Here is a 20,224-nt window from a genome sequence, read left to right as displayed (position 1 = left end):
AGCTAAGGTTTGCGTTTGCGCAATAGGCATGTGGATGCGTGTCCGCGCGCCACAGTCGGAACAAAAAAAGGCGGTGATTGCTCACCGCCTCGCGTCAGGCTGCCTGCGTCAGCTTAGAAGAACTTGTAGCTGGCGCCCAGTTTGAAATAGCGGCCGATGGCGCCGCTGGCATCCATCGGGTTGTAGCTCATGCCACCATAGGTCAGCGGATCGAGCGGCGCGATCTTGTCGGTCACGTTGTTGATTGAGGCAAACAATTGCAACTGCTTGCTGACATTCCAACGGCTCGACAGGTCGAGCGTGGTGAACGAGGCGAGCTTGCAACCGTTCGGCGCCGGGGTGCCGTTGGCCAGTTTGGAGGCGCAAGGATCGCCTTCAAACTTGATATTCTTCATGTCCGAACGATAGTTCAGCACGCCGCTGACATTCCAGTTGCCCAGATCCCACGAGCCGGTGAGGTTGATCTTGTCCTTCGGCGTGCCGGCGCAGTTGGAAGTGTCGCAATTGCCATGCGTGCCGGCGAACTGGTAGCGCACGGTGGACGACTCGGCCCGCACCCACGAGGCGATGTGGGTCCAGGTCAGGCCGAACGTGGCGCGGCCGTACTCCCCCAGGCGCACGCGCTGCTTGACGTCCAGGTCGATACCCTTGATCTCGGTAAAGCTGGAGTTGCGGTACGGCGCCTTGGTGATCAGCAAAGTACCCGTGTTCGGCGTGACGACGCCATTGATGGTCAGGTTGTTGTCGGACCGGATGGCGGTCGGCAGGGCGGCCGCTTCGTTGTACGGCAGGGGATTGATCTCGTTTTCGCGCTTGATCTTCCAGCCGTCCAGCGACAGGCTGGTATCGTTGAACGGATCCCACACCAGGCCCAGGGTGTAGCCCTTGGATTTTTCCGGCTTGAGGCTGGGATCGCCGACCTTGACGGCCGCCACTTGCAGTTCACAGTCGCTGGCATTGGCGCCCGGCAGGCGGTTGCCGCCAGGGCAGCGCACGGGATCCGTCACGGTCGAGGTGCCCGTCGATTGCGAATCGGCATTGCTTTCAGCGGGACCCGGCGCGCGGAAGCCTTCCGAATACGTGCCGCGCACGGCGAAGGTTTTCAGCGGCGTCCACTTGGCGCCCAGTTTCGGCGTGGTCGACGAGAAACGATCGTATTTGTCGTAACGCAAGGCGCCCGACAGTTCCACCGTCTTGAAGACGGGTGCCAGCACTTCGAGGAACACGGCCGAGACCTTGCTGTCACCCTTGGCCGCCACGTAACTGGCGTTGATGGAACCGTCTTCCGTGCCGGTCAGGGAGGGATTGTCGAGCTTGTCGCGACGGTGTTCCGCGCCCACGGCCAGGCCCAGGGCGCCGCCCGGCAACTGCATCAGTTCGCGCGTGGCCTTGACGTCGATGATGTCGAGCTTGGTCGTGGAATCGGAGGTGGCGTTGGTGACCATGGCCGCGTACAGCGAGGCGGGATTCTTGTTTGCTTGCGCACCGATGTAGTAGGGGAAATGCTTGCTGTTCGGACTGGAATCGCCCAGGGCATCCCTGACAACGGCCATGTTCAGCATGTTGCTGTAATCGAGGTGCAGCTTCGATTCCGAATGCGTGTAGCCGGCATCGTAGTCCCAGCCCATGGCATTGCCCTTGACGCCGAGCACGATGCGGTTGAATTCGTTGTTGGCCTTGCGCGTGCTGGGGCCGACGTCGAAAGCCTGGTAGCGCACGCGCACCGGTACGCCATACGGATTTTGCGGGTGGGCGGCCGCCAGCACGATGCTGGTGCCGGCGCCGCTGGCGTAGTTGATGACGCCCGCCTTGTTGCCGGCGTTCGGCGGGAAGGCGACGGTGGGCGTGACCGATGGCGGGATCAAGGTGAACGCCGTATCGCGTTTCGAGTAGCCCGCTTCCGCATACACCTGGGTGTCGGCATTGACTTGCCAGGTGCCGCGCGTGTACAGGTTGACCGATTCGATCTTCGGCTGCATCGAGCGGAACTGGTCGTGGTGCCACACGCAGCCGCCTTTCGGATCTTGCGGTGAAGACACGGACAAGGTGGCGCAGCCGGGCAGGGAGACATAGTTGTTGGTGACGGGGTCGCGGATCAGGCCGGTCGGCGAGGGATTCGCATCGTTGTTGCTGTTGATGTAGCCGCCGGCGAACTGGGTGTTGATCGCATAGCCATACGGGCGCAGGTCGCCCTTGCCTATCCATTTGCGCCCGGCGCGGTCGCTGTTCATCAGCATGTCCGATTTGCTGTATTCGGCATTGACGACGACATTGAATTTATCCGTGTCCAGGTTGCCCTTGCCGAAGGTCAGCGAGGCGCGGTGCTGCTTGGCGTCGCTGTCGCCGGAGATGCCCGTGTCGGCCTTCAGGGTCAGGCCTTCGAAGTCCTTGCGCAGGATGATGTTGACGACGCCAGCGATGGCGTCCGCGCCATACGTCGACGAGGCGCCGTCCTTGAGGATTTCGATGCGCTCGACGATCTGCATCGGCACGGTGGACAGGTCGGTAAAGCTCTTCTGGCCGTCATCGGCGCGCGCGAACGGCGCCATGCGGCGGCCATTGAGCAAGACCAGGGTCGATGTGGCGCCCAGGCCGCGCAGCGAGATGGCCGTGGAACCGGCGGCAAAGCCGTTGCCGAAGCCCGTCGGCAGGGAGCCGGCGCCATCGGCCGTCAGGGTTTGCAGGTATTCGGCCACGGTGGCCTTGCCCGATTTCATCAAGTCGTCGCGGGTGATGAGCTGTACCGGCGATGCGGTCTCGGCCGTGGCTCGTTTGATGCTTGAGCCTGTAATTTCCACACGTTGCACATTGGCGTCTTGTGCCATTGCCGGCGCAGCCATGATGCCAAGGCTGAGCGCTGCCACGCTACCCGAAAAGATCAGGCGTACGGAGCGGGATATCACTGTTTCCATCATCATTCTCAGAACTCCGAAAGTGTGCTCGGCCGGCCTGTGTGCGGCACAGCTTTGCCAGGGTGATAAAGATTGCTGCGTCGGCAATCGCTGTGGGTCAAACGGCATATCGTGCATTGCCGTGATTGATAAGACCATTTGCCGGGAAACCCTGTCAACGCGCACACATGCTTTTTCGGCATGGAAACAACAGTGTTTTTTATAATATTGACTTGTTTCAATATTTGCAATTATTTCAATGTTGCAGTGCGCCGCATATTTTCCGTACTGCCATAAAAACAGCTGTCATTCGGGGCCGTAAGGGTTACTACCAAGGTATTTTTTCATGGTGGCGACTGGCTTTTGTTGCGCTGCGGAAGATTTTCCCCGTGATCGGGCGGCCGTGGCTGCGCGCCACGCCAGCACTGCGGCTTTTCGCCCGGCGGACAAAATATGCGTTATCGTTACGCCTTTTTCCAACTCGCCTGCATGCGGACGGGGCTGGCGATGAGCAAGGCATAGATCTTGCGTGGATGGACTGGTTTTGGCGGTGGAATCCTGTATCCCAGGGGGAAGCCAGTACAAGCGCACCAATACGGTGCGACAGATAATCGAGATGAAGGGTATTACATGAAGTCACCATGGATGCGGCGCGTGGCGCTGCTCGCCTGCCTGGCCACCCTGCCGCTGGCGGCCGTTGCCGCCGATGCCGCCCCTGCCGCGGGCGCGCCGGTGAAAACCTTGCGCTATATCCTGCCGGCCGCCGAGACGGGCTTCGATCCGGCCACCGCGCGCGACCTGTATTCGAACCACATCACGCAGGCCGTCTTCGACACCCTGTACACCTATGATTACCTGGCGCGTCCCGTGAAGGTGGTGCCCGGCGCGGCCGCCGCCATGCCGGAAGTGTCCGCCGACGGCAAGACCTACACCATCCGCCTGAAAAAAGGCATCCTGTTCACGCCGGACGCCGCGTTCGGCGGCAAGCGCCGCGAACTGACGATGGCCGATTACGTGTATTCGTGGAAGCGCCTGTTCGACCCGCGCCTGGCTTCGCCGCACAGCTGGCTGTTCGAAGGCAAGGTGGTGGGCCTCGATGATCTGGCCAAGGAAGCGGCCAAGTCGAACAAGCTCGACTTCAACAAGAAGGTGGCCGGCCTGGAAATCCTCGACCCGTACACCTTGCGCATCACGCTGACCAAGACCGATTTCAATTTCCCCATGATCCTCGCCTACGTGCCGACAGCCGCCGTGGCGCGCGAAGTGGTGGACAAATACGGCGACGTGAAGGGCGAAGTGGGTTCGAATCCCGTCGGCACCGGCTATTACACCCTCGGTGAGTGGACGCGCGGCAACCGCATCGTCCTGAACCGCAACCCGCAGCACTTGCCGGAAACGTGGAATTTCATGGCCGGCGACGACCCGGACGACCAGCGCATCGTGCGCCAGATGCAGGGTAAACGCATTCCAGCCATCGACCGCATCGAAATTTCCGTGATGATCGAAGACCAGTCGCGCTGGCTGTCGTTCCAGAGCGGCGGCACGGACGTGTTCTGGCTCGACGGCCCGCTGGCGCCGAAAGCGCTGCTCAACGGCAAGCTGCGTCCCGAGCTGGCGGAGAAGGGCGTGCAACTGTCGCGCCTGCTCGATCCCGAGATCAGCTATTACTACTGGAATATGGAAGATCCGACCCTCGGTGGCTTCAGCAAGGAAAAGATTGCCCTGCGCCGCGCCATCGCCATGGCGCACAATATCGACGAGGAAATCCGCATCATCTGGAATGGCCAGGCCAAGCGCCTCGACTATCCGATACCGCCCGGTGTGGTCGGCTACGATCCGCACTACAAATCCCTGCTGCAATACGATCCCGTGCTGGCCAACAAATTGCTGGATAAATTCGGTTACAAGAAGGGCGCCGATGGCTGGCGTACCTTGCCGGACGGCAAGCCGCTGCTGATCCGCTACGCTTCGCGCAACGAAGCCAATGGCGTGCTGCAGGCGGAAATGTGGCGCAAGACCTACAACTCGCTGGGCATCCGCATGGAAAACGACCGCATGATCTTTTCCGACATTTTAAAGACGGAAAAGCAGTGCAAGATGCAGACGCGCACGGCGCCGTGGCTGGCCGACTATCCGGACGGCGACAACTTCATGCAGCTGTTCTACGGCCCGAACACGCACCAGAACAACAATGGCTGCTACCAGGATCCCGAATACGACAAGTGGTACGCGGCCAGCCAGGCCATGCCGGCCAGCCCCGAGCGCGACGAGCTGTTCCACAAGATGGCGCGCCGCCTGGAAGTCAATGCGGGCGCCCTGATCGGCTATGCGCGCTACCGCAACATGCTGGCGCAAAAGTCGGTGCAAGGCTACAAGAAGCACCCGATCCTGTTCCAGGAATGGGCGTATATGGATATCGACAATACGGGCGCGCCGGTGGCGCCTGCTGCCGACCCGGCTAAAAAATAAGCGCAGCTTATAGAAACAAGGAATCATTATGTTTGCTTATATCCTGCGCCGCCTGTGGCAGATGCTGCCCACCATGCTGGGCGTGGTCCTGCTGGTGTTTATCCTGTTCAACTGGGTCGGCGGTGACCCCGCCTACATTTTGGCCGGCAAGATGTCGAGTGCCGAAAGCATCGCCAACATCCGCCGCCAGCTTGGTGTCGACCAGCCGTATTACGTGCAGCTGTGGATCTTCATCAAGCAGATCGTTACGTTCGACTTCGGCCAAAGCTGGGCCACGGGCGAATCCGTGTCGCACATCATCACCTCGCGCCTGGGGCCGTCGATGATGGTCTTGATTCCGCTGACCGTGCTGGAAACGTTTTTTGGCGTGGCGCTGGCGCTGGCCATCGCTTTCGTGCGCGGTTCGCTGACGGACCGCGCCGTCATGATCGCCTGCACGGTGGGCATGTCGATTTCCATCCTCGTCTACATCATCGTCTTCCAGTACGGCTTCGCCTATAAACTGGGTCTGTTCCCCGTGCAGGGCTGGGGCGACAGCTTCTGGGAAAACCTGCTGCGCTATTCCACCTTGCCTATCCTGATCGGCCTGGCCGTCTCCATCGCACCGACCCTGCGCCTGTTCCGCACCTTCGTGCTGGACGAGGCCAACCAGGATTACGTGCGCACGGCGCGCGCCAAGGGCCTCAAGGAAGGCCGCATCATGTGGGTGCACGTGCTGCGCAATGCCGGCATTCCCATCATTACCTATGTGATGTCGAACTTGCCGGCCCTGCTGATCGGCGCTTTCCTGCTCGAGCGCTTCTTCGGCATCCCCGGCATCGGGCGTGAAGTGATTCTGGCCGTCGAGCGCAGCGACTTTCCGGTGATCAAGGCGATCACCGTGTACGTTGCCGCCGCCACCATGCTCTTCAACCTGCTCACCGACCTGCTGTACCAGGCGGTCGATCCTCGCGTACAACTGAAGTAGAAAGAGACGATGTCGAAACCTCATACATCGCCCGGCCTGTGGGCCCTGGCGTGGCGCCGTTTGCGCGGCGACAAGATTGCAATGGTATCGCTGGCCGTGGTCGGCGCCTTTTTCCTGCTGGTGCTGGCGTCCGCCAGCGGCCTGGTGGCCTCGAACTGGGAAGACGAAGTGGCCGTCAGCTATGCGCCGCCGACCTTCGTGGGCGCCGACAAGGACGTCGCCGCCGATGGCGCGATGCCCGTGACGGATGAGCGCAGCGCGCCGACGCCCGTCAACGTGCTTGACCCGCTGGCCGACGATATCGCCGAACTGCGCGCCCAGATGGGCAGTAATCCATCGGCCGGCGTCGAGATGTACGGCGTCACCGACCCGCTGGCCGACGACTTGACGGCCTTGCGCGCCGGCATGGGCAAGGCCAAGAAACTCGTCACGCACAAGGCGGCAACCCTGCCGTTCGGCGCCGACAAGTGGGGTCACGACATTCTGCAGAAAACCATCAAGGGCGGCGAAACGTCGATCGTCGTGGGCCTGGTGGCCGCCTTGCTGGCCGTGGTGCTGGGCACGATTTTTGGCGCCGTGTCCGGCTACTTTGGCGGCATGGTCGATGACTTTTTCAACTGGTTCTACAGCATCTTTACCTCGATTCCGTCGATCCTGATGATTCTCACCGTGGCGGCCGTGCTGCAGCAAAAGGGCGTGCTGACCATCGTACTGATCCTGGGGCTGACTGGCTGGACGGGCCCGTACCGTTTGATACGCGCCGAATACATCAAGCACAAGGCGCGCGAATACGTGATGGCGGCCGACGCGATTGGTGCTTCGCACTGGCGCAAGATGTTTTCCCACATCTTCCCCAACGTGAGCCACGTTGCCTTGGTGCAAATGTCGATTCTGGTGGTGGGCTTCATCAAGGCCGAAGTGATTCTGAGCTTCCTCGGCTTTGGCGTGCCGGTGGGTACCGTCTCGTGGGGCAGCATGCTCAACGAGGCACAAAATGAACTGATCCTGGGCAAATGGTGGCAGCTGACCGCCGCCGCCACGGCGATGGCCGTGCTGGTGACGGCGTTCTCGCTGTTTACCGATGCCTTGCGCGATGCGCTCGACCCCAAAGTGAAATAGGAGTTGCTCATGGACCAGAATAACCTGTTGGAAGTGCGCGACCTGCGCGTCACCTTCCGCCTGGACAAGAAGACCACGTTCGAAGCCGTCAAGGGCATCTCGTTCAACGTGCCGCGCAACAGCACCGTCGCGCTGGTGGGCGAATCGGGCAGCGGCAAGTCCGTCAGCTCGCTGGCCGTGATGGGCTTGTTGCCGCCGGATAACACCATCATAGCCCCCGCCTCGAGCATCCATTTCGGCGGGCGCGACCTGCTCAAATTGTCGATCGCCGAGCGGCGCACCATGTGCGGCAAGGATATCTCGATGATCTTCCAGGAGCCGATGTCGTCGCTGAACCCCGTGTTTACGGTCGGCTTCCAGATCGCCGAAGTGTTGCGCCAGCACATGGGCATGAACCGCAAGCAGGCGCGCGCGCGTACGCTGGCGCTGCTGGAAGAAGTGGGCATCCCCGATCCGGCCACCAAGATCGACGCCTACCCGAGCCAGATGTCGGGCGGTCAGCAGCAGCGCGTGATGATCGCCATGGCGATCGCCTGCGAACCGAAACTCCTCATCGCGGACGAACCGACGACGGCGCTCGACGTGACGATCCAGAAGCAGATCATGGACCTGATCGCGGCGCTGCAAAAGAAGCATCAGATGTCCGTGCTCTTCATTACCCACGACCTGGGCCTGGTAGGGGAGATCGCCGACCAGGTGATCGTCATGCGCCACGGCGAAGTGCGCGAAACGGGCGAGGTGCGGCAAGTGTTCGAAGCGCCGCAAGACAGTTATACCAAAGCCCTGCTGCATTGCCGCCCCTCGCTGGACGAGCGCCCGTGGCGCCTGCCCGTGATTGCCGATTACATGGACGGCAAGGCCGGCCCCGGTATTGAAATGCAGCAGCGCACGCGCGGCTACACGCCGGGCGACGAGCCCGTGCTGGTGGTGAATAACCTCAGTAAAAGTTTTTATACGCGCGTAGGCTTGTTCGGCAAGCGCGAATTCCAGGCCGTCAAGGACGTGTCGTTCACTTTGCCGCGCGGCAAGACGTTGGGCGTGGTGGGCGAGTCCGGTTCCGGCAAGACGACGGTGGGCCTGACCCTGCTGCGCCTGCACCAGGCAACGGGCGGCACGGCCATGTTCCACGGCAAGGATTTGATTGCCATGCCGAACAAGGAATATTTGCCGTATAAACGCCGCATCCAGATCATCTTCCAGAATCCATACGCGTCCTTGAACCCGCGCTTTACGGTGGGGCAGATTTTGCTGGAACCGATGCGCATCCACAAGATCGGCGCGACCGACCAGGAACGCATCGCCAAGGCCTACTGGCTGTTAGACAAGGTGGGGCTGCCGGAACAGGCCTTCCACCGCTATCCGCACGAGTTTTCTGGCGGACAACGCCAGCGCATCGCGATTGCCCGCTGCCTGACCATGCAGCCGGAAATCCTCGTGTGCGATGAATCCGTGTCGGCGCTGGACGTGTCGGTGCAGGCGCAGGTACTCAATTTGCTGCAGGACTTGCAGGATGAATTCGGCCTGTCCTACATCTTCATTTCGCACGATTTGTCGGTGGTGAAATACATCGCCGACCAGGTGATGGTGATGCACAAGGGGCAAGTGGTGGAGCTGGCCGATTCGGACGAGCTGTACCGCAATCCCGTGCATCCGTACACGCGCACGCTGCTCAGCGCCATACCCAAGGGCGTGCAAATATAAACACGCTTTTACGGTAAGATAGCGGCCATGCCCAACCTCATTTACCTGCTCGAACATTACGGTGTCCTGATTGTCTTTGGCATCGTGCTGGTGGAGCAGCTCGGCCTGCCGATTCCCGCCTTTCCCATCCTCGTGGTGGCGGGGGCGCTGGCCGTCGATGGCGACATGAATGGGGGACTGGTGCTGGCCGCCGCGCTAAGCGCCTGCCTGATCAGCGACTTCACGTGGTTCCGCGCGGGCCGCCATTTCGGCAAGCGCATCCTGCGGCTGCTGTGCCGCATCTCGCTGTCGCCCGATTACTGCGTCAGCCAGACGGAAGACAAATTCAAGCGCTGGGGCCCGAAAGCCCTGATCGTTTCCAAATTCGTGCCGGGTTTCAATACCGTGGCCGCGCCCATGTCGGGCGCGCTGGGCACGCCGCCGGGCCTGTTCTTCCTGTACGCGGGCCTGGGCGCCTTGCTGTGGAGCGGCACGGGCATCGTCGTCGGCGTGATTTTCCATGCCAGCGTGCAGCAAGTGCTCGACTTGCTCAGCACCATGGGCAGCACGGCCTTGCTGATGCTGGCCACCTTGCTGGGCTTGTTCCTGCTGTACAAATTCCTCGAACGCCGGCGTTTCCGCCAGGCCTTGCAGATCGAGCGCATCGGCATCGATGAATTGCTCGAACTCATAGAGCAGGGCGAGGAGCCGCTGATGGTCGACGCGCGCAGCGCCACGGCGCAGGCGCTGGAGCCGGCCGTGCCGGGCGCCTTGTTCTTCAACGGCAAGGAACCCGTGCCGGCCATGATCGCCATGGACAAGGACCGCCACATCATCGTGTATTGCAGCTGTCCCAACGACGTGACGGCCGCGCAAGTGGCCAAGCTGCTGCACCAGCACGGCTTTCACCGGGCCAAGCCCCTGCATGGCGGCCTGGACGCCTGGAATGCCGCCTACCGCTCGGACGAGCCGGCGCCCGCCAGCCTGCTGGGCGAAGGTTTGCCTTCCTGATCCGCCTCATTGCTGGCCGATAGCTGTTGCTTGGTAGCACGCAAGTCGGTAGTAATAATACGAAAACACCGTTGCAGCGCCGCCCGGACGGCAGCGCCGCACCTGCGCCGTTCCATACAAAGCGGCTTTGCGCAAACTCCGGCATACTGTGTTTTCAAGGCGATTTCTGCTGCTATGCAACATGCTTTTCGCGCTCCCGATGAGTGCAAGCACTTACTATAAATCATTGTTTTCAAGCAATTTTTGCGCTGCCTGTTGCATTTGGAGTGGAACTACCAATAAAGGCTCGTTTTGATGTACTTAAACTACAAACTTTGCTTGCCTCAGGGCGCATTCATCCTTTAAGCTTGGCGTCCCATGCGTCCCACTTCATCATTTAAAATCATGAGCGCTTCGTCTTCTCCCGTACTGCCGACTTCCGCCTTCGCCGATGGACCGCGCCTGCTGGCCGACGTGGGCGGCACCAATGCCCGTTTCGCCCTGGAAGTGGCCGCTGGCCACATCACCCTGGTGGAAGTGTTGCCCTGTGCCGATTACCCGAGCCTGTCCGCCGCCCTGCAAGCCTATCTGGCCCTGCCGCACATCGCGGCCGCCGGCGGGCAAGCCGTGCGCCATGCCGTGATCGCCATCGCCAACCCGGTCGACGGCGATTTCCTCAGCATGACGAACCACCACTGGTCGTTCTCGATCCGCGCCATGCGCGAAGAGTGCGGTTTCACGACCCTGGACGTGGTCAACGATTTCACGGCCCTGGCGCGCGCCTTGCCGCAGTTGTCGAACGAGCAAAAACACCAGGTGGGCGCGGGCACGGCCCGTCCGAACACGGCCATCGGCCTGATCGGCGCCGGCACGGGCCTGGGCGTATCGGGCCTGATTCCTTCGCATGGCGGCTGGATCGCCCTGCAAAGCGAGGGCGGCCACGTCAGCTTTGCGCCGTTCAATGAAACGGAAGTGAGCATTCTGCAATTTGCCTGGCGCGAATACGAGCATGTCTCGGCCGAACGCCTGATTTCCGGCGATGGCCTGGAACTGATCTACCGTGCCCTGGCCGACCGCGCGGGCGTGCCGGCCGAAGACTTGCCGGCGGCGGAAATCACGCGCCGCGCGCTGGCTGGCGAATCCCAGCTGTGCGACGACGTCATCGAAGCGTTCTGCTGCATGCTTGGCACCGTAGCGGGCAACGTTGTCGTCACCCTGGGCGCGCTGGGCGGCATTTATATCGGCGGCGGCATCGTGCCACGCCTGGGCGCGCGTTTCGACCGCTCCGGCTTCCGCGCCCGCTTCGAGCGCAAGGGCCGCTTCGCCAATTATGTCTCGCAAGTGCCGACCTTCGTCATCACGGCGCAGTACCCAGCTTTCCTGGGTGCATCGGCCATTCTGTCGGAGAAACTCGCCTCCCTGTGATGCGGGCAGCGGGCGATATGTCGCGCCAGAACCGGGTAAAACGCGTGTTTTGCCCGGTTTTGCGCTTTTCCGCTTTTTATCAGGTACAATTGGCATCGTTGGATGAAACGACGACTGTCGCTCTCCTGTCTGGCTGGTTTGTCGCCACGGGAAAAGCAGCTGCTCCGGAGTTCGTTTCATTGCTGGTTATTTAAGGCCAGCACCATGGATGGCAGGACTTTCACTGCATCCGCTTTAGTCCCGCTTTGCGCGCATCGGCCAAGGCGTCGGAAAAACAGCCTCAACTAGTAACCCAGCACGGCGTCATCATCGATGTCTGCCCTCTGTTACGTTGAAATGAACGTTTTTGATTTCTTTCTCTGCATACGAATTGCAACACACATCCGCACAGAATTGCTATGAATACAATTGAGGCTAAAAAAGTCCTCGAAACCGCGTTGCTGTGCGCTCGTGAGTCGCTGACGATCCACAGCTTGAAGAAGCTGTTCGTCGATGCGGACGAGAATGGTCGCGTGCGCGGCGTCGGCGTTGGCGCCGACACGATCAAGCAATTGCTGGAAGAGTTGCGCGATGAGTGGGAAGGGCGCGGTATCGAGATCGTCAGTCTGGCGTCGGGCTGGCGCTTTCAAAGCCGCCCGGAAATGAAGATGTATCTCGATCGCATGACGCCCGAGCGGCCGCCCAAGTATTCGCGGGCGACCCTGGAAACCCTCGCCATCATCGCCTACCGCCAGCCGGTGACGCGCGGCGATATCGAGGAAATTCGCGGCGTTGCCGTCAATTCGCAGACGATCAAGATGCTGGAAGACCGTGGCTGGGTCGATGCCATCGGTTACCGCGACGTGGTGGGACGGCCGGCCTTGCTGGCCACCACCAAGCAGTTTTTGGATGACCTGGGTTTGCAATCGCTGTCCCAGTTGCCGCCTTTGCAGCAAATCAGCGAGATGCAGGGCAATGGGCTCGAAGCCCTGGAAGCGGCCCTGCAAGAAAATTTTGACAAGGCAAGCAATGAGCTTGTCCCCCAGCTTGGTGCAGGTAGCAATACGGCTGTGACAGATATAGATGTGACAGCAAGCCTTGATGCCGGCCCCGATGCTTCGCCCACGGACGAAGCCTACACTCACGACCCTGCGCCAGAACTAACGGTTGACGCTGCGCCAGGTCAGCACAGCCAAGAAACGAAGAATGAATAATCCGAACACACCCGAGACAGTAACCGCCAGCGACGAAGCCATCGTTGCCAAGCCCAAGCGCCGCACCAAGGCTCAGATCGAAGCCGACGCGGTTGCTGCAACCGCTGCTGCCGCAGTTGCCGGCGATAGCGCCGTTGCCAAGCCGAAGCGCCGCACGAAAGCCGACGTGGCCGCCGATGCGCCCGTTGCCGCCGCCGCTGCTGAAGTTGAAGCCGCCCCAGCCGTCAAGAAAACCCGCGCCAAGCCAGCCCTGAAAGCCGTGGCCGACGCCGCCGAAGCGGCTGCCGAGGCAGTCGCCGCACCTGCGCCGCGTCCGCCGCGCGCCCGCGCCGCCGCCAAGGCCGCTGCCGCCGTCGCTGAAACGGCGCCCGAAGCCGTCGCCGACAAGCCGGCCGAAGCACGTCCGACCCGCGGTCCGCGCCAGATGCGTGGCGTGCAGGCGGAACGCGCACTGCGCCAGCCGCCGCGCGCCGAAGCACCGCAGGCCGCCGAAGCCGTTGCAGCCGCGCCTGCCGCAGAGCAAGCCGCCGCGCCTGTCGCCGACGTGTTCGATGCCGAAGGCAACCTCGTGTCCGGCCCGCGCCTGCCGCGCGGTCCGCGCAACGACGTGCCGGGCGCTGGCAAGAATGCCGGCAAGAGCCGTAAAAAGGGCAAAGGCCGCCAGGCTGCGCCAGGCAAACTCAGCGACGCTGATGCTGTCTTCTCGTTCGTCACCTCCGACGCGTTCGACAGCGAAGAAGGCGGCACGGGCCGCGTACAGAAAGTGGCCGTGCGCCGCGACCTGACGTCCGACGACGACGCGCCGAAGCTGCACAAGGTGCTGGCCGAAGCCGGTCTCGGTTCGCGCCGCGACATGGAAGACCTGATCATTTCGGGCCGCGTTTCCGTGAATGGCGAGCCGGCCCACATCGGCCAGCGCATTTTGCCGAGCGACCACGTGCGCATCAACGGCAAACTGATTCAGCGCCGCGTCAGCAAGAAGCCGCCGCGCGTATTGGTCTACCACAAGCCGGCCGGCGAAATCGTCAGCCACAACGACCCGGACGGCCGTCCATCCGTGTTCGACCGCCTGCCGACCATGAAGGCGGGTAAATGGCTGGCCGTTGGCCGCCTCGACTTCAACACGGAAGGCTTGCTGCTGTTTACCACCTCCGGTGATCTGGCCAACCGCCTGATGCACCCGCGCTACGGCATCGACCGCGAGTACGCCGTGCGTACCCTGGGCGAGCTGGAAGAGGGCATGCGCCAGAAACTGCTGGCCGGCGTCGAGCTGGAAGACGGCCTGGCGCAGTTCTCGAAGATCGCCGATGGCGGCGGCGAAGGCATCAACAAGTGGTACCGCGTGGTGATCGGCGAAGGCCGTAACCGCGAAGTGCGCCGCATGTTCGAAGCGATCGGCCTGACCGTCTCGCGTCTGATCCGTACCCGCTACGGCGCCATGACCCTGCCGAGTGGCCTGAAACGCGGCCGCTGGGAAGAGATGGATGAAAACACCGTGCGCGATCTGCTGACCGCCTACGGCATCGAAAAGAAAATGCCGGCATCGGGCGACCCCCGTGCCGCTGGCGCCGCCAAGGGCCGCGAAGCGCGCAAGGTCGAACGCAAGGACCGCGATGACGAGCCGAATGGCAACCGCATCGATGTGAGCAACCGCAACGCCGATCCGTTCCCGGTCGCGCCGCGCCGTGGTCAGCCGCAAGGTCAGTTTGCCCGTCCGCAAGGCCAGGGCCGTCCAGGCGGCGCCGGCCGTCCAGGCGAAGCGCGTGGTCCTGGCCGTGGCCAGCCGCAAGGTCCGTTCCAGGGTGGTCAGCCCCGTTCGTCGGCATCGTTCGAAGGCGCGCCGCAAGGCCAGGCTCGTCCGCCGCGTGCGGCAGGCCAGGGGCAGGGCCGTCCGGCCGGTGGTGGTGAAGGCCGCGCGCCGCAGCGCGGTCCGCGCCAGCCCGATCCGCTGCAAACGGCATTCGGCTTCGCCAACACGGGTCCGCGCCGCAATACGGGCGGTGGTGCCGGTGGGCAAGCGCGTTCCGGTGGCCAGCCGCGTGGCGGCATGGATCGCGGCGGCATGGATGGCATGCCGCGCCGCCGCAGCAAAGGTTAATCGGGAAGAGTTTCTTCTTGCGCACCCGCCGATCTGCCGCGGGTGCGCGCTCTTGTAACTGTTGTAAGCCGGGCCGCTCCTCGTGTGCGGCATTGCGGCGAAGTTAATAAGAGGTTATAATCTGCAGCCTAATAAAAGTTCTCCGCAGGGTTGTTTGGTGGGGAGTGCTTTCATCTGGTTGGGGAAATACAAGAAGATGGGCAGATGCCCATTTTTTTTTTGTTGAACCGTTTGTCATGGCTCCGCAAGGGGCCATATATGACTTGAATGCGTGTTTTTGCATGTTGTCGGCGCCCAAGTGGTGCTGTCATGCCGAAAACGGGCCTTATTTCTGGAGAATTTCTTGCAGCAGTTGGGATTAATTGAAAAGACAGTTACTGGTCTGGGCTATGAGCTCGTTGATGTCGAACGTGCCGAGCGCGGACTGCTGCGCGTCTTTATTGATTTCAGCGCCGCCGATGCCGCTGAAAAAGGTCCGATCACGGTCGAAGACTGTGCCACGGTGAGTCACCAGTTATCGCATGTGTTGACGGTAGAGAACGTTCCTTACGAGCGTCTCGAGATTTCTTCCCCGGGTCTCGATCGTCCGGTGCGCAAGCTGGAAGACTTTGTCCGTTTCGCAGGTCAGGAAATCATCGTCAAGCTGATGGTGGCGATGCCGGGTACGAACAACCGGAAATCGTTCCAGGGGATCTTGCAAGAACCCGTGGGCGATAAATTGTCGTTGGAATTTGAAGGTAAGGATGGTCCGGCGATGTTGGAGTTTACGCTCGCGGATGTGGATAAGGCACGCTTGGTGCCGCAGGTGGTTTTTAAGGGACGCAAAGCATGAGCCGCGAAGTTTTATTATTGGTTGACGCGCTGGCGCGCGAAAAAAACGTCGATAAAGATGTCGTCTTCGGCGCCCTCGAATTCGCGTTGGCGCAAGCCACGAAGAAACGGTATGAGGGTGAGGTAGACATCCGCGTTTCGATCGACCGCGAAACGGGCGAATTCGAATCGTTCCGCCGCTGGCACGTCGTGCCCGATGAAGCGGGCCTGCAATTGCCGGATCAGGAGATCCTGCATTTCGAGGCAAAAGAACAGATTTCCGATATCGAAGTCGATGACCACATCGAAGAACCGATCGAATCCGTTGAATTCGGCCGCCGTTTCGCCCAGGATACCAAACAGGTTGTCCTGCAGCGCGTGCGTGATGCCGAACGCGAACAGATCCTGGTCGACTTCCTGGAACGCGGCGACTCGCTCGTTACCGGCACCATCAAGCGCATGGAACGCGGCGACGCCATCGTCGAATCGGGCAAGATCGAAGCACGTTTGCCACGCGACCAGATGATCCCGAAAGAGAATCTGCGTATCGGCGACCGCGTGCGTGCTTTCATCTTGCGCATCGACCGCAATATGCGCGGCCCGCAAGTGATTCTGTCGCGCACCGCGCCAGACTTCATCATGAAGCTGTTTGAGCTGGAAGTGCCGGAAATCGAGCAAGGCATGCTGGAAATCAAATCCGCGGCCCGCGATGCCGGCGTCCGCGCCAAGATCGCCGTCTACACGGCCGACAAGCGCATCGACCCGATCGGTACTTGCGTCGGCATGCGCGGTTCGCGCGTGCAGGCTGTCACCGGCGAACTCGGTGGCGAACGCGTCGACATCGTGCTGTGGTCGGAAGATCCGGCGCAGTTCGTCATCGGCGCCCTGGCGCCGGCGAACGTGTCGTCGATCATGGTCGATGAAGAGAAACACGCGATGGATGTCGTCGTGGACGAAGAAAACCTGGCAATCGCGATCGGCCGTTCCGGCCAGAACGTGCGCCTGGCCTCTGACCTGACCGGCTGGAAGATCAACATCATGACGGCCGAAGAATCGGCTGACAAAGCTGCCCAGGAAACGGCTGCCGTGCGCATCCTGTTCATGGAAAAGCTCGATGTCGACCAGGAAGTGGCCGATATTCTGGTGGAAGAAGGTTTCGCCAGTCTGGAAGAAATCGCTTACGTGCCAATTTCCGAAATGCTGGAAATCGAATCGTTTGACGAAGATACCGTCAATGAACTCCGTACCCGTGCGCGTGATGCGCTCGTTACCGAAGCGATTGCTTCGGAAGAGGGTCTGGAAGGCATGGACGAGGCGTTGGTGGGTCTGGAAGGCATGGACCGCATTACCGCCGGCAAGCTGGGTCTGGCTGGTATCAAGACCGTTGAAGCATTTGCAGCACTGGCATACGACGAATTTGGCGCAATCCTGGCCTTGTCTGCGGACCGTGCGCGTGAACTGATTACAAGTGAATTTAAAGATGTGACCGACGATGAGATGAAGTTGGTTGACTCGAAATACGACGATCGTGCCAAGGCGTTGCAAGCCAAGGCATGGAGTCTGGCCGAATCCGCAAAGGCTTAATTTGAGTATCTTTATCATCTCCGCGACACATAGAAAAGAGGACTGAATGGCGAGTAACAACGTAGCCCAATTTGCCACCGAACTGAAGATGCCTGCAGATTTGCTGCTGACGCAGCTGCGTTCTGCCGGCGTCGAGAAAAGTTCGACGTCAGATCCATTGTCGAAAGATGATAAGGACAAGCTTTTGGATCATCTGCGCCGCACACACGGCGCAGCGGCTGACACAGAAAAGAAAAAAATCACCGTGACCCGCAAGGAAACGACTGAGATCAAACAAGCTGACGCAACCGGCAAATCGCGCACCATCCAGGTGGAAGTGCGCAAGAAGCGCACTTTCGTCCAGCGTGACGAAGCTGCGCCGGTCGCAGCAGAGCCGGTCGCGCCTGCCGCACCGGTGATCGATCCCGCCGACGTGGCGCGCCGTGAAGAAGAAGCCCGTAAACAGGCTGAACTGATCGCCCGCCAGGAAGCCGATCTGCGCGAAAAGCAAGAACGTCTGGCCAAGCTCGACGCGGAAAAAGAAGCCCAGGCGAAAGCCACGCAACAGGCTGAACTGGCTGCGAAGAAAGAAGCTGAAGCGGAAGCGAAGAAAGCCGCCGCCAAGGCTGCTGCCGCGCCTGCCGCCAGCGCCGCTGCGCCTGTCGTTGACGACGCCGCCGCCGAAGCGAAAAAAGCTGCTGCCGCTGAAGAAGCGAAGAAGAAAGCGGCTGCCGCTGCTGTTGCCGCCAAGGAAGCCGCTGACAAAGCGGAAGCCACCGAGCGTGCACGCAAGGCCGTTGCCGACGAAGTCGCCCAGATCAAGGCCATGATGAACGCGCCACGCCGCGCCATCAAGGCACCGGAACCCGTACCGGTTCCCGTCAAGCCGAAGGCGCCGGAAGGCACCCTGCACAAGCCAGCTGACAAGAAACCTGGCGACAAGCCGGGCGACAAGAAGCCTGCTGTTGCAGACAAGAAATCCATCAAGTCGGCGAATGTGTCGTCCACCTGGTCCGATGACGCGAAAAAACGCGGCACCACCGGTGGTCCCAAGCCACGCGGCAACAGCGGCCCAGGCGGCCGTGACAGCTGGCGCGGTGGCGCGAAGGGCCGTCGCCCGACGCACCATGACGACCGTGAATCGAACTTCCAGGCTCCTACGGAAGCCGTCGTCAAAGACGTGCACGTACCGGAAACGATCACCGTGGCCGAACTGGCGCACAAAATGTCCGTCAAGGCATCCGAAGTCATCAAGCATTTGATGAAACTGGGCCAGATGTGCACGATCAACCAGGTGCTGGACCAGGAAACCGCCATGATTCTGGTGGAAGAAATGGGCCACAAGGCGTTCGCCGCCGAACTGGATGATCCGGAAGCGTTGCTGGCCGATGTGGGCGAACACGCGCACTTCGAAACCAAGCCACGCGCACCGGTGGTCACCGTCATGGGTCACGTCGACCACGGCAAGACCTCGCTGCTGGACTATATTCGTCGCGCCAAGGTTGCTTCCGGCGAAGCGGGCGGCATTACGCAGCATATCGGTGCTTACCACGTCGATACGCCACGCGGCATGATCACCTTCCTCGACACCCCGGGCCACGAAGCGTTTACCGCGATGCGTGCCCGTGGCGCCAAGGCAACCGACATCGTCATTCTGGTGGTTGCCGCCGACGATGGCGTGATGCCGCAAACGAAAGAAGCGATTGCCCATGCGAAAGCAGCCGGCGTACCGCTGGTGGTGGCGATCAACAAGGTCGACAAACCAGGCGGCAACGTTGACCGTGTGACGCAGGAACTGGTCGCCGAACAAGTCGTGCCGGAAGAATACGGTGGCGAATCGCCATTCGTGCCGGTCTCGGCCAAAACGGGTCAAGGTATCGACGACCTGCTGGAACAAGTGCTGTTGCAAGCCGAAGTGCTGGAACTGACGGCACCGGTCGATGCGCCTGCGCGCGGCCTGGTCGTCGAGGCGCGTCTGGACAAGGGCCGTGGTCCTGTCGCGACGATCCTGGTGCAGTCCGGTACCTTGAAACGCGGCGACGTGATTCTGGCTGGCTCTTCGTATGGCCGTGTTCGCGCCATGCTGGATGAGAACGGCAAGTCGATCGCTGAAGCCGGTCCTTCGATTCCGGTCGAAATCCAGGGCTTGACGGAAGTGCCGGTTGCCGGTGAAGAAGTCGTCGTCATGGCTGACGAGCGCAAGGCGCGTGAAATCGGTCTGTTCCGTCAAGGTAAGTTCCGCGACGTGAAACTGGCGAAACAGCAAGCTGCGAAACTGGAAAACATGTTCGACCAGATGGCCGAAGGCGAAGTGAAAAACTTGCCATTGATCATCAAAACCGACGTGCAAGGTTCGCAAGAAGCGCTGGTCGGTTCGCTGCAGAAACTGTCGACCTCCGAAGTGCGCGTACAAGTTGTGCACGCAGCCGTCGGCGGCATCACGGAATCGGACGTCAACCTGGCAGTCGCCTCGAAAGCGGTCATCATCGGCTTTAACGCCCGTGCTGATGCCCAGGCACGCAAGCTGGCCGAGTCGAATGGCGTGGACATTCGCTACTACAACATCATTTACGATGCGATCGACGAGATCAGATCGGCGTTGTCGGGCATGTTGGCGCCGGAGAAACGCGAAACCGTCATCGGCCAGGTCGAGATCCGCCAGGTTATCCTGGTCTCGAAAGTGGGCGCGATTGCCGGTTGCCTGGTCACCGATGGCGTGGTCAAGCGTGCTTCTTCCGTCCGCCTGTTGCGCAACAACATCGTGGTGTGGAGTGGCGAGATCGAATCCCTGAAACGCTTCAAGGACGATGCGAAAGAAGTTCGCGCCGGTCTGGAGTGCGGCCTGTCGCTGAAGAACTACAACGACATTCAGGTTGGCGACACCCTGGAAGTGTTCGAAGTCCAGGAAATCGCTCGTACCCTGTAATCACAGAAGTAATGGCGCGGACATATCGTTGTCCGCGCAAACACGTGGGGCGCATTGGTCAACGGGCAACCGTTTGACTCATGCGCCCTGCGG

The 20,224-nt window shown here is 61.1% G+C and carries 13 protein-coding genes; 12 read left to right on the top strand and 1 reads right to left on the bottom strand.

What is annotated here, in order from left to right:
• Positions 1-113: 113 nt before the first annotated feature.
• The gene (locus KO539_RS19665; protein ID WP_225243473.1) at positions 114-2,825 is read right to left on the bottom strand and encodes a TonB-dependent receptor; all 2,712 of its coding nucleotides are present in this window, start codon (positions 2,823-2,825) and stop codon (positions 114-116) included.
• 696 nt (positions 2,826-3,521) lie between these two features.
• On the opposite strand from KO539_RS19665, the gene KO539_RS19660 reads away from it, so the two are divergent.
• The 12 genes from KO539_RS19660 (at position 3,522) to infB (ending at position 20,131) form a co-directional block, all read left to right on the top strand.
• Positions 3,522-5,360 (top strand): ABC transporter substrate-binding protein, encoded by a 1,839-nt coding sequence (locus KO539_RS19660; protein WP_255206213.1) that lies wholly within the window; start codon positions 3,522-3,524, stop codon positions 5,358-5,360.
• 28 nt (positions 5,361-5,388) lie between these two features.
• Positions 5,389-6,327: an ABC transporter permease gene (locus KO539_RS19655; protein WP_034782513.1), complete on the top strand. Its 939-nt coding sequence runs from the start codon at positions 5,389-5,391 to the stop codon at positions 6,325-6,327.
• Between the two features lie 9 nt (positions 6,328-6,336).
• Positions 6,337-7,446 carry an ABC transporter permease gene (locus tag KO539_RS19650; RefSeq protein WP_219311047.1) on the top strand — a complete coding sequence of 370 codons (1,110 nt, stop codon included), beginning with the start codon at positions 6,337-6,339 and terminating at the stop codon, positions 7,444-7,446.
• A 9-nt stretch (positions 7,447-7,455) separates the two neighbouring features.
• Positions 7,456-9,147, top strand: coding sequence for an ABC transporter ATP-binding protein (locus KO539_RS19645; protein WP_219311045.1), 1,692 nt, complete (start codon positions 7,456-7,458; stop codon positions 9,145-9,147).
• 27 nt (positions 9,148-9,174) lie between these two features.
• Complete coding sequence (locus tag KO539_RS19640) at positions 9,175-10,137, top strand: VTT domain-containing protein (RefSeq protein WP_035825185.1); 963 nt, start codon at positions 9,175-9,177, stop codon at positions 10,135-10,137.
• A gap of 384 nt (positions 10,138-10,521) precedes the next feature.
• Positions 10,522-11,541: a glucokinase gene (locus tag KO539_RS19635; protein ID WP_219311043.1), complete on the top strand. Its 1,020-nt coding sequence runs from the start codon at positions 10,522-10,524 to the stop codon at positions 11,539-11,541.
• Positions 11,542-11,558: 17 nt separating this feature from the next.
• Positions 11,559-11,735 (top strand): hypothetical protein, encoded by a 177-nt coding sequence (locus KO539_RS19630; RefSeq protein ID WP_219311041.1) that lies wholly within the window; start codon positions 11,559-11,561, stop codon positions 11,733-11,735.
• Between the two features lie 204 nt (positions 11,736-11,939).
• On the top strand, positions 11,940-12,734 hold the full coding sequence (scpB, locus tag KO539_RS19625) for an SMC-Scp complex subunit ScpB (protein ID WP_035825189.1): 795 nt from the start codon (positions 11,940-11,942) through the stop codon (positions 12,732-12,734).
• Positions 12,727-14,832, top strand: coding sequence for a 23S rRNA pseudouridine(2605) synthase RluB (gene rluB, locus KO539_RS19620; protein WP_219311040.1), 2,106 nt, complete (start codon positions 12,727-12,729; stop codon positions 14,830-14,832). The genes scpB and rluB overlap by 8 nt, the downstream gene beginning before the upstream one ends.
• 343 nt (positions 14,833-15,175) lie before the next feature.
• A complete protein-coding gene (gene rimP, locus KO539_RS19615) occupies positions 15,176-15,664 on the top strand; it encodes a ribosome maturation factor RimP (RefSeq protein WP_035828693.1) in 489 nt (162 codons plus the stop codon).
• Positions 15,661-17,226 carry a transcription termination factor NusA gene (gene nusA / locus KO539_RS19610; protein ID WP_035825194.1) on the top strand — a complete coding sequence of 522 codons (1,566 nt, stop codon included), beginning with the start codon at positions 15,661-15,663 and terminating at the stop codon, positions 17,224-17,226. Before rimP ends, nusA begins: the two co-directional genes overlap by 4 nt.
• Positions 17,227-17,272: 46 nt before the next feature.
• Complete coding sequence (gene infB / locus KO539_RS19605; RefSeq protein WP_219311038.1) at positions 17,273-20,131, top strand: translation initiation factor IF-2; 2,859 nt, start codon at positions 17,273-17,275, stop codon at positions 20,129-20,131.
• Positions 20,132-20,224: the final 93 nt, after the last annotated feature.

It is taken from the genome of Janthinobacterium sp. NKUCC06_STL (assembly GCF_019345455.1).
Classification (GTDB): domain Bacteria; phylum Pseudomonadota; class Gammaproteobacteria; order Burkholderiales; family Burkholderiaceae_D; genus Janthinobacterium; species Janthinobacterium rivuli.
This window is presented reverse-complemented; position numbering and strand designations above follow the sequence as displayed.

Excerpts from the sequence above, each read along its gene's own strand:
- KO539_RS19665 (WP_225243473.1), bottom strand. The coding sequence starts at position 2,825 with ATGGCACAAGACGCCAATGTGCAACGTGTGGAAATTACAGGCTCAAGC.
- KO539_RS19660 (WP_255206213.1), top strand. The coding sequence starts at position 3,522 with ATGAAGTCACCATGGATGCGGCGCGTGGCGCTGCTCGCCTGCCTGGCC.
- KO539_RS19655 (WP_034782513.1), top strand. The coding sequence starts at position 5,389 with ATGTTTGCTTATATCCTGCGCCGCCTGTGGCAGATGCTGCCCACCATG.
- KO539_RS19650 (WP_219311047.1), top strand. The coding sequence starts at position 6,337 with ATGTCGAAACCTCATACATCGCCCGGCCTGTGGGCCCTGGCGTGGCGC.
- KO539_RS19645 (WP_219311045.1), top strand. The coding sequence starts at position 7,456 with ATGGACCAGAATAACCTGTTGGAAGTGCGCGACCTGCGCGTCACCTTC.
- KO539_RS19640 (WP_035825185.1), top strand. The coding sequence starts at position 9,175 with ATGCCCAACCTCATTTACCTGCTCGAACATTACGGTGTCCTGATTGTC.
- KO539_RS19635 (WP_219311043.1), top strand. The coding sequence starts at position 10,522 with ATGAGCGCTTCGTCTTCTCCCGTACTGCCGACTTCCGCCTTCGCCGAT.
- KO539_RS19630 (WP_219311041.1), top strand. The coding sequence starts at position 11,559 with ATGTCGCGCCAGAACCGGGTAAAACGCGTGTTTTGCCCGGTTTTGCGC.
- scpB (WP_035825189.1), top strand. The coding sequence starts at position 11,940 with ATGAATACAATTGAGGCTAAAAAAGTCCTCGAAACCGCGTTGCTGTGC.
- rluB (WP_219311040.1), top strand. The coding sequence starts at position 12,727 with ATGAATAATCCGAACACACCCGAGACAGTAACCGCCAGCGACGAAGCC.
- nusA (WP_035825194.1), top strand. The coding sequence starts at position 15,661 with ATGAGCCGCGAAGTTTTATTATTGGTTGACGCGCTGGCGCGCGAAAAA.
- infB (WP_219311038.1), top strand. The coding sequence starts at position 17,273 with ATGGCGAGTAACAACGTAGCCCAATTTGCCACCGAACTGAAGATGCCT.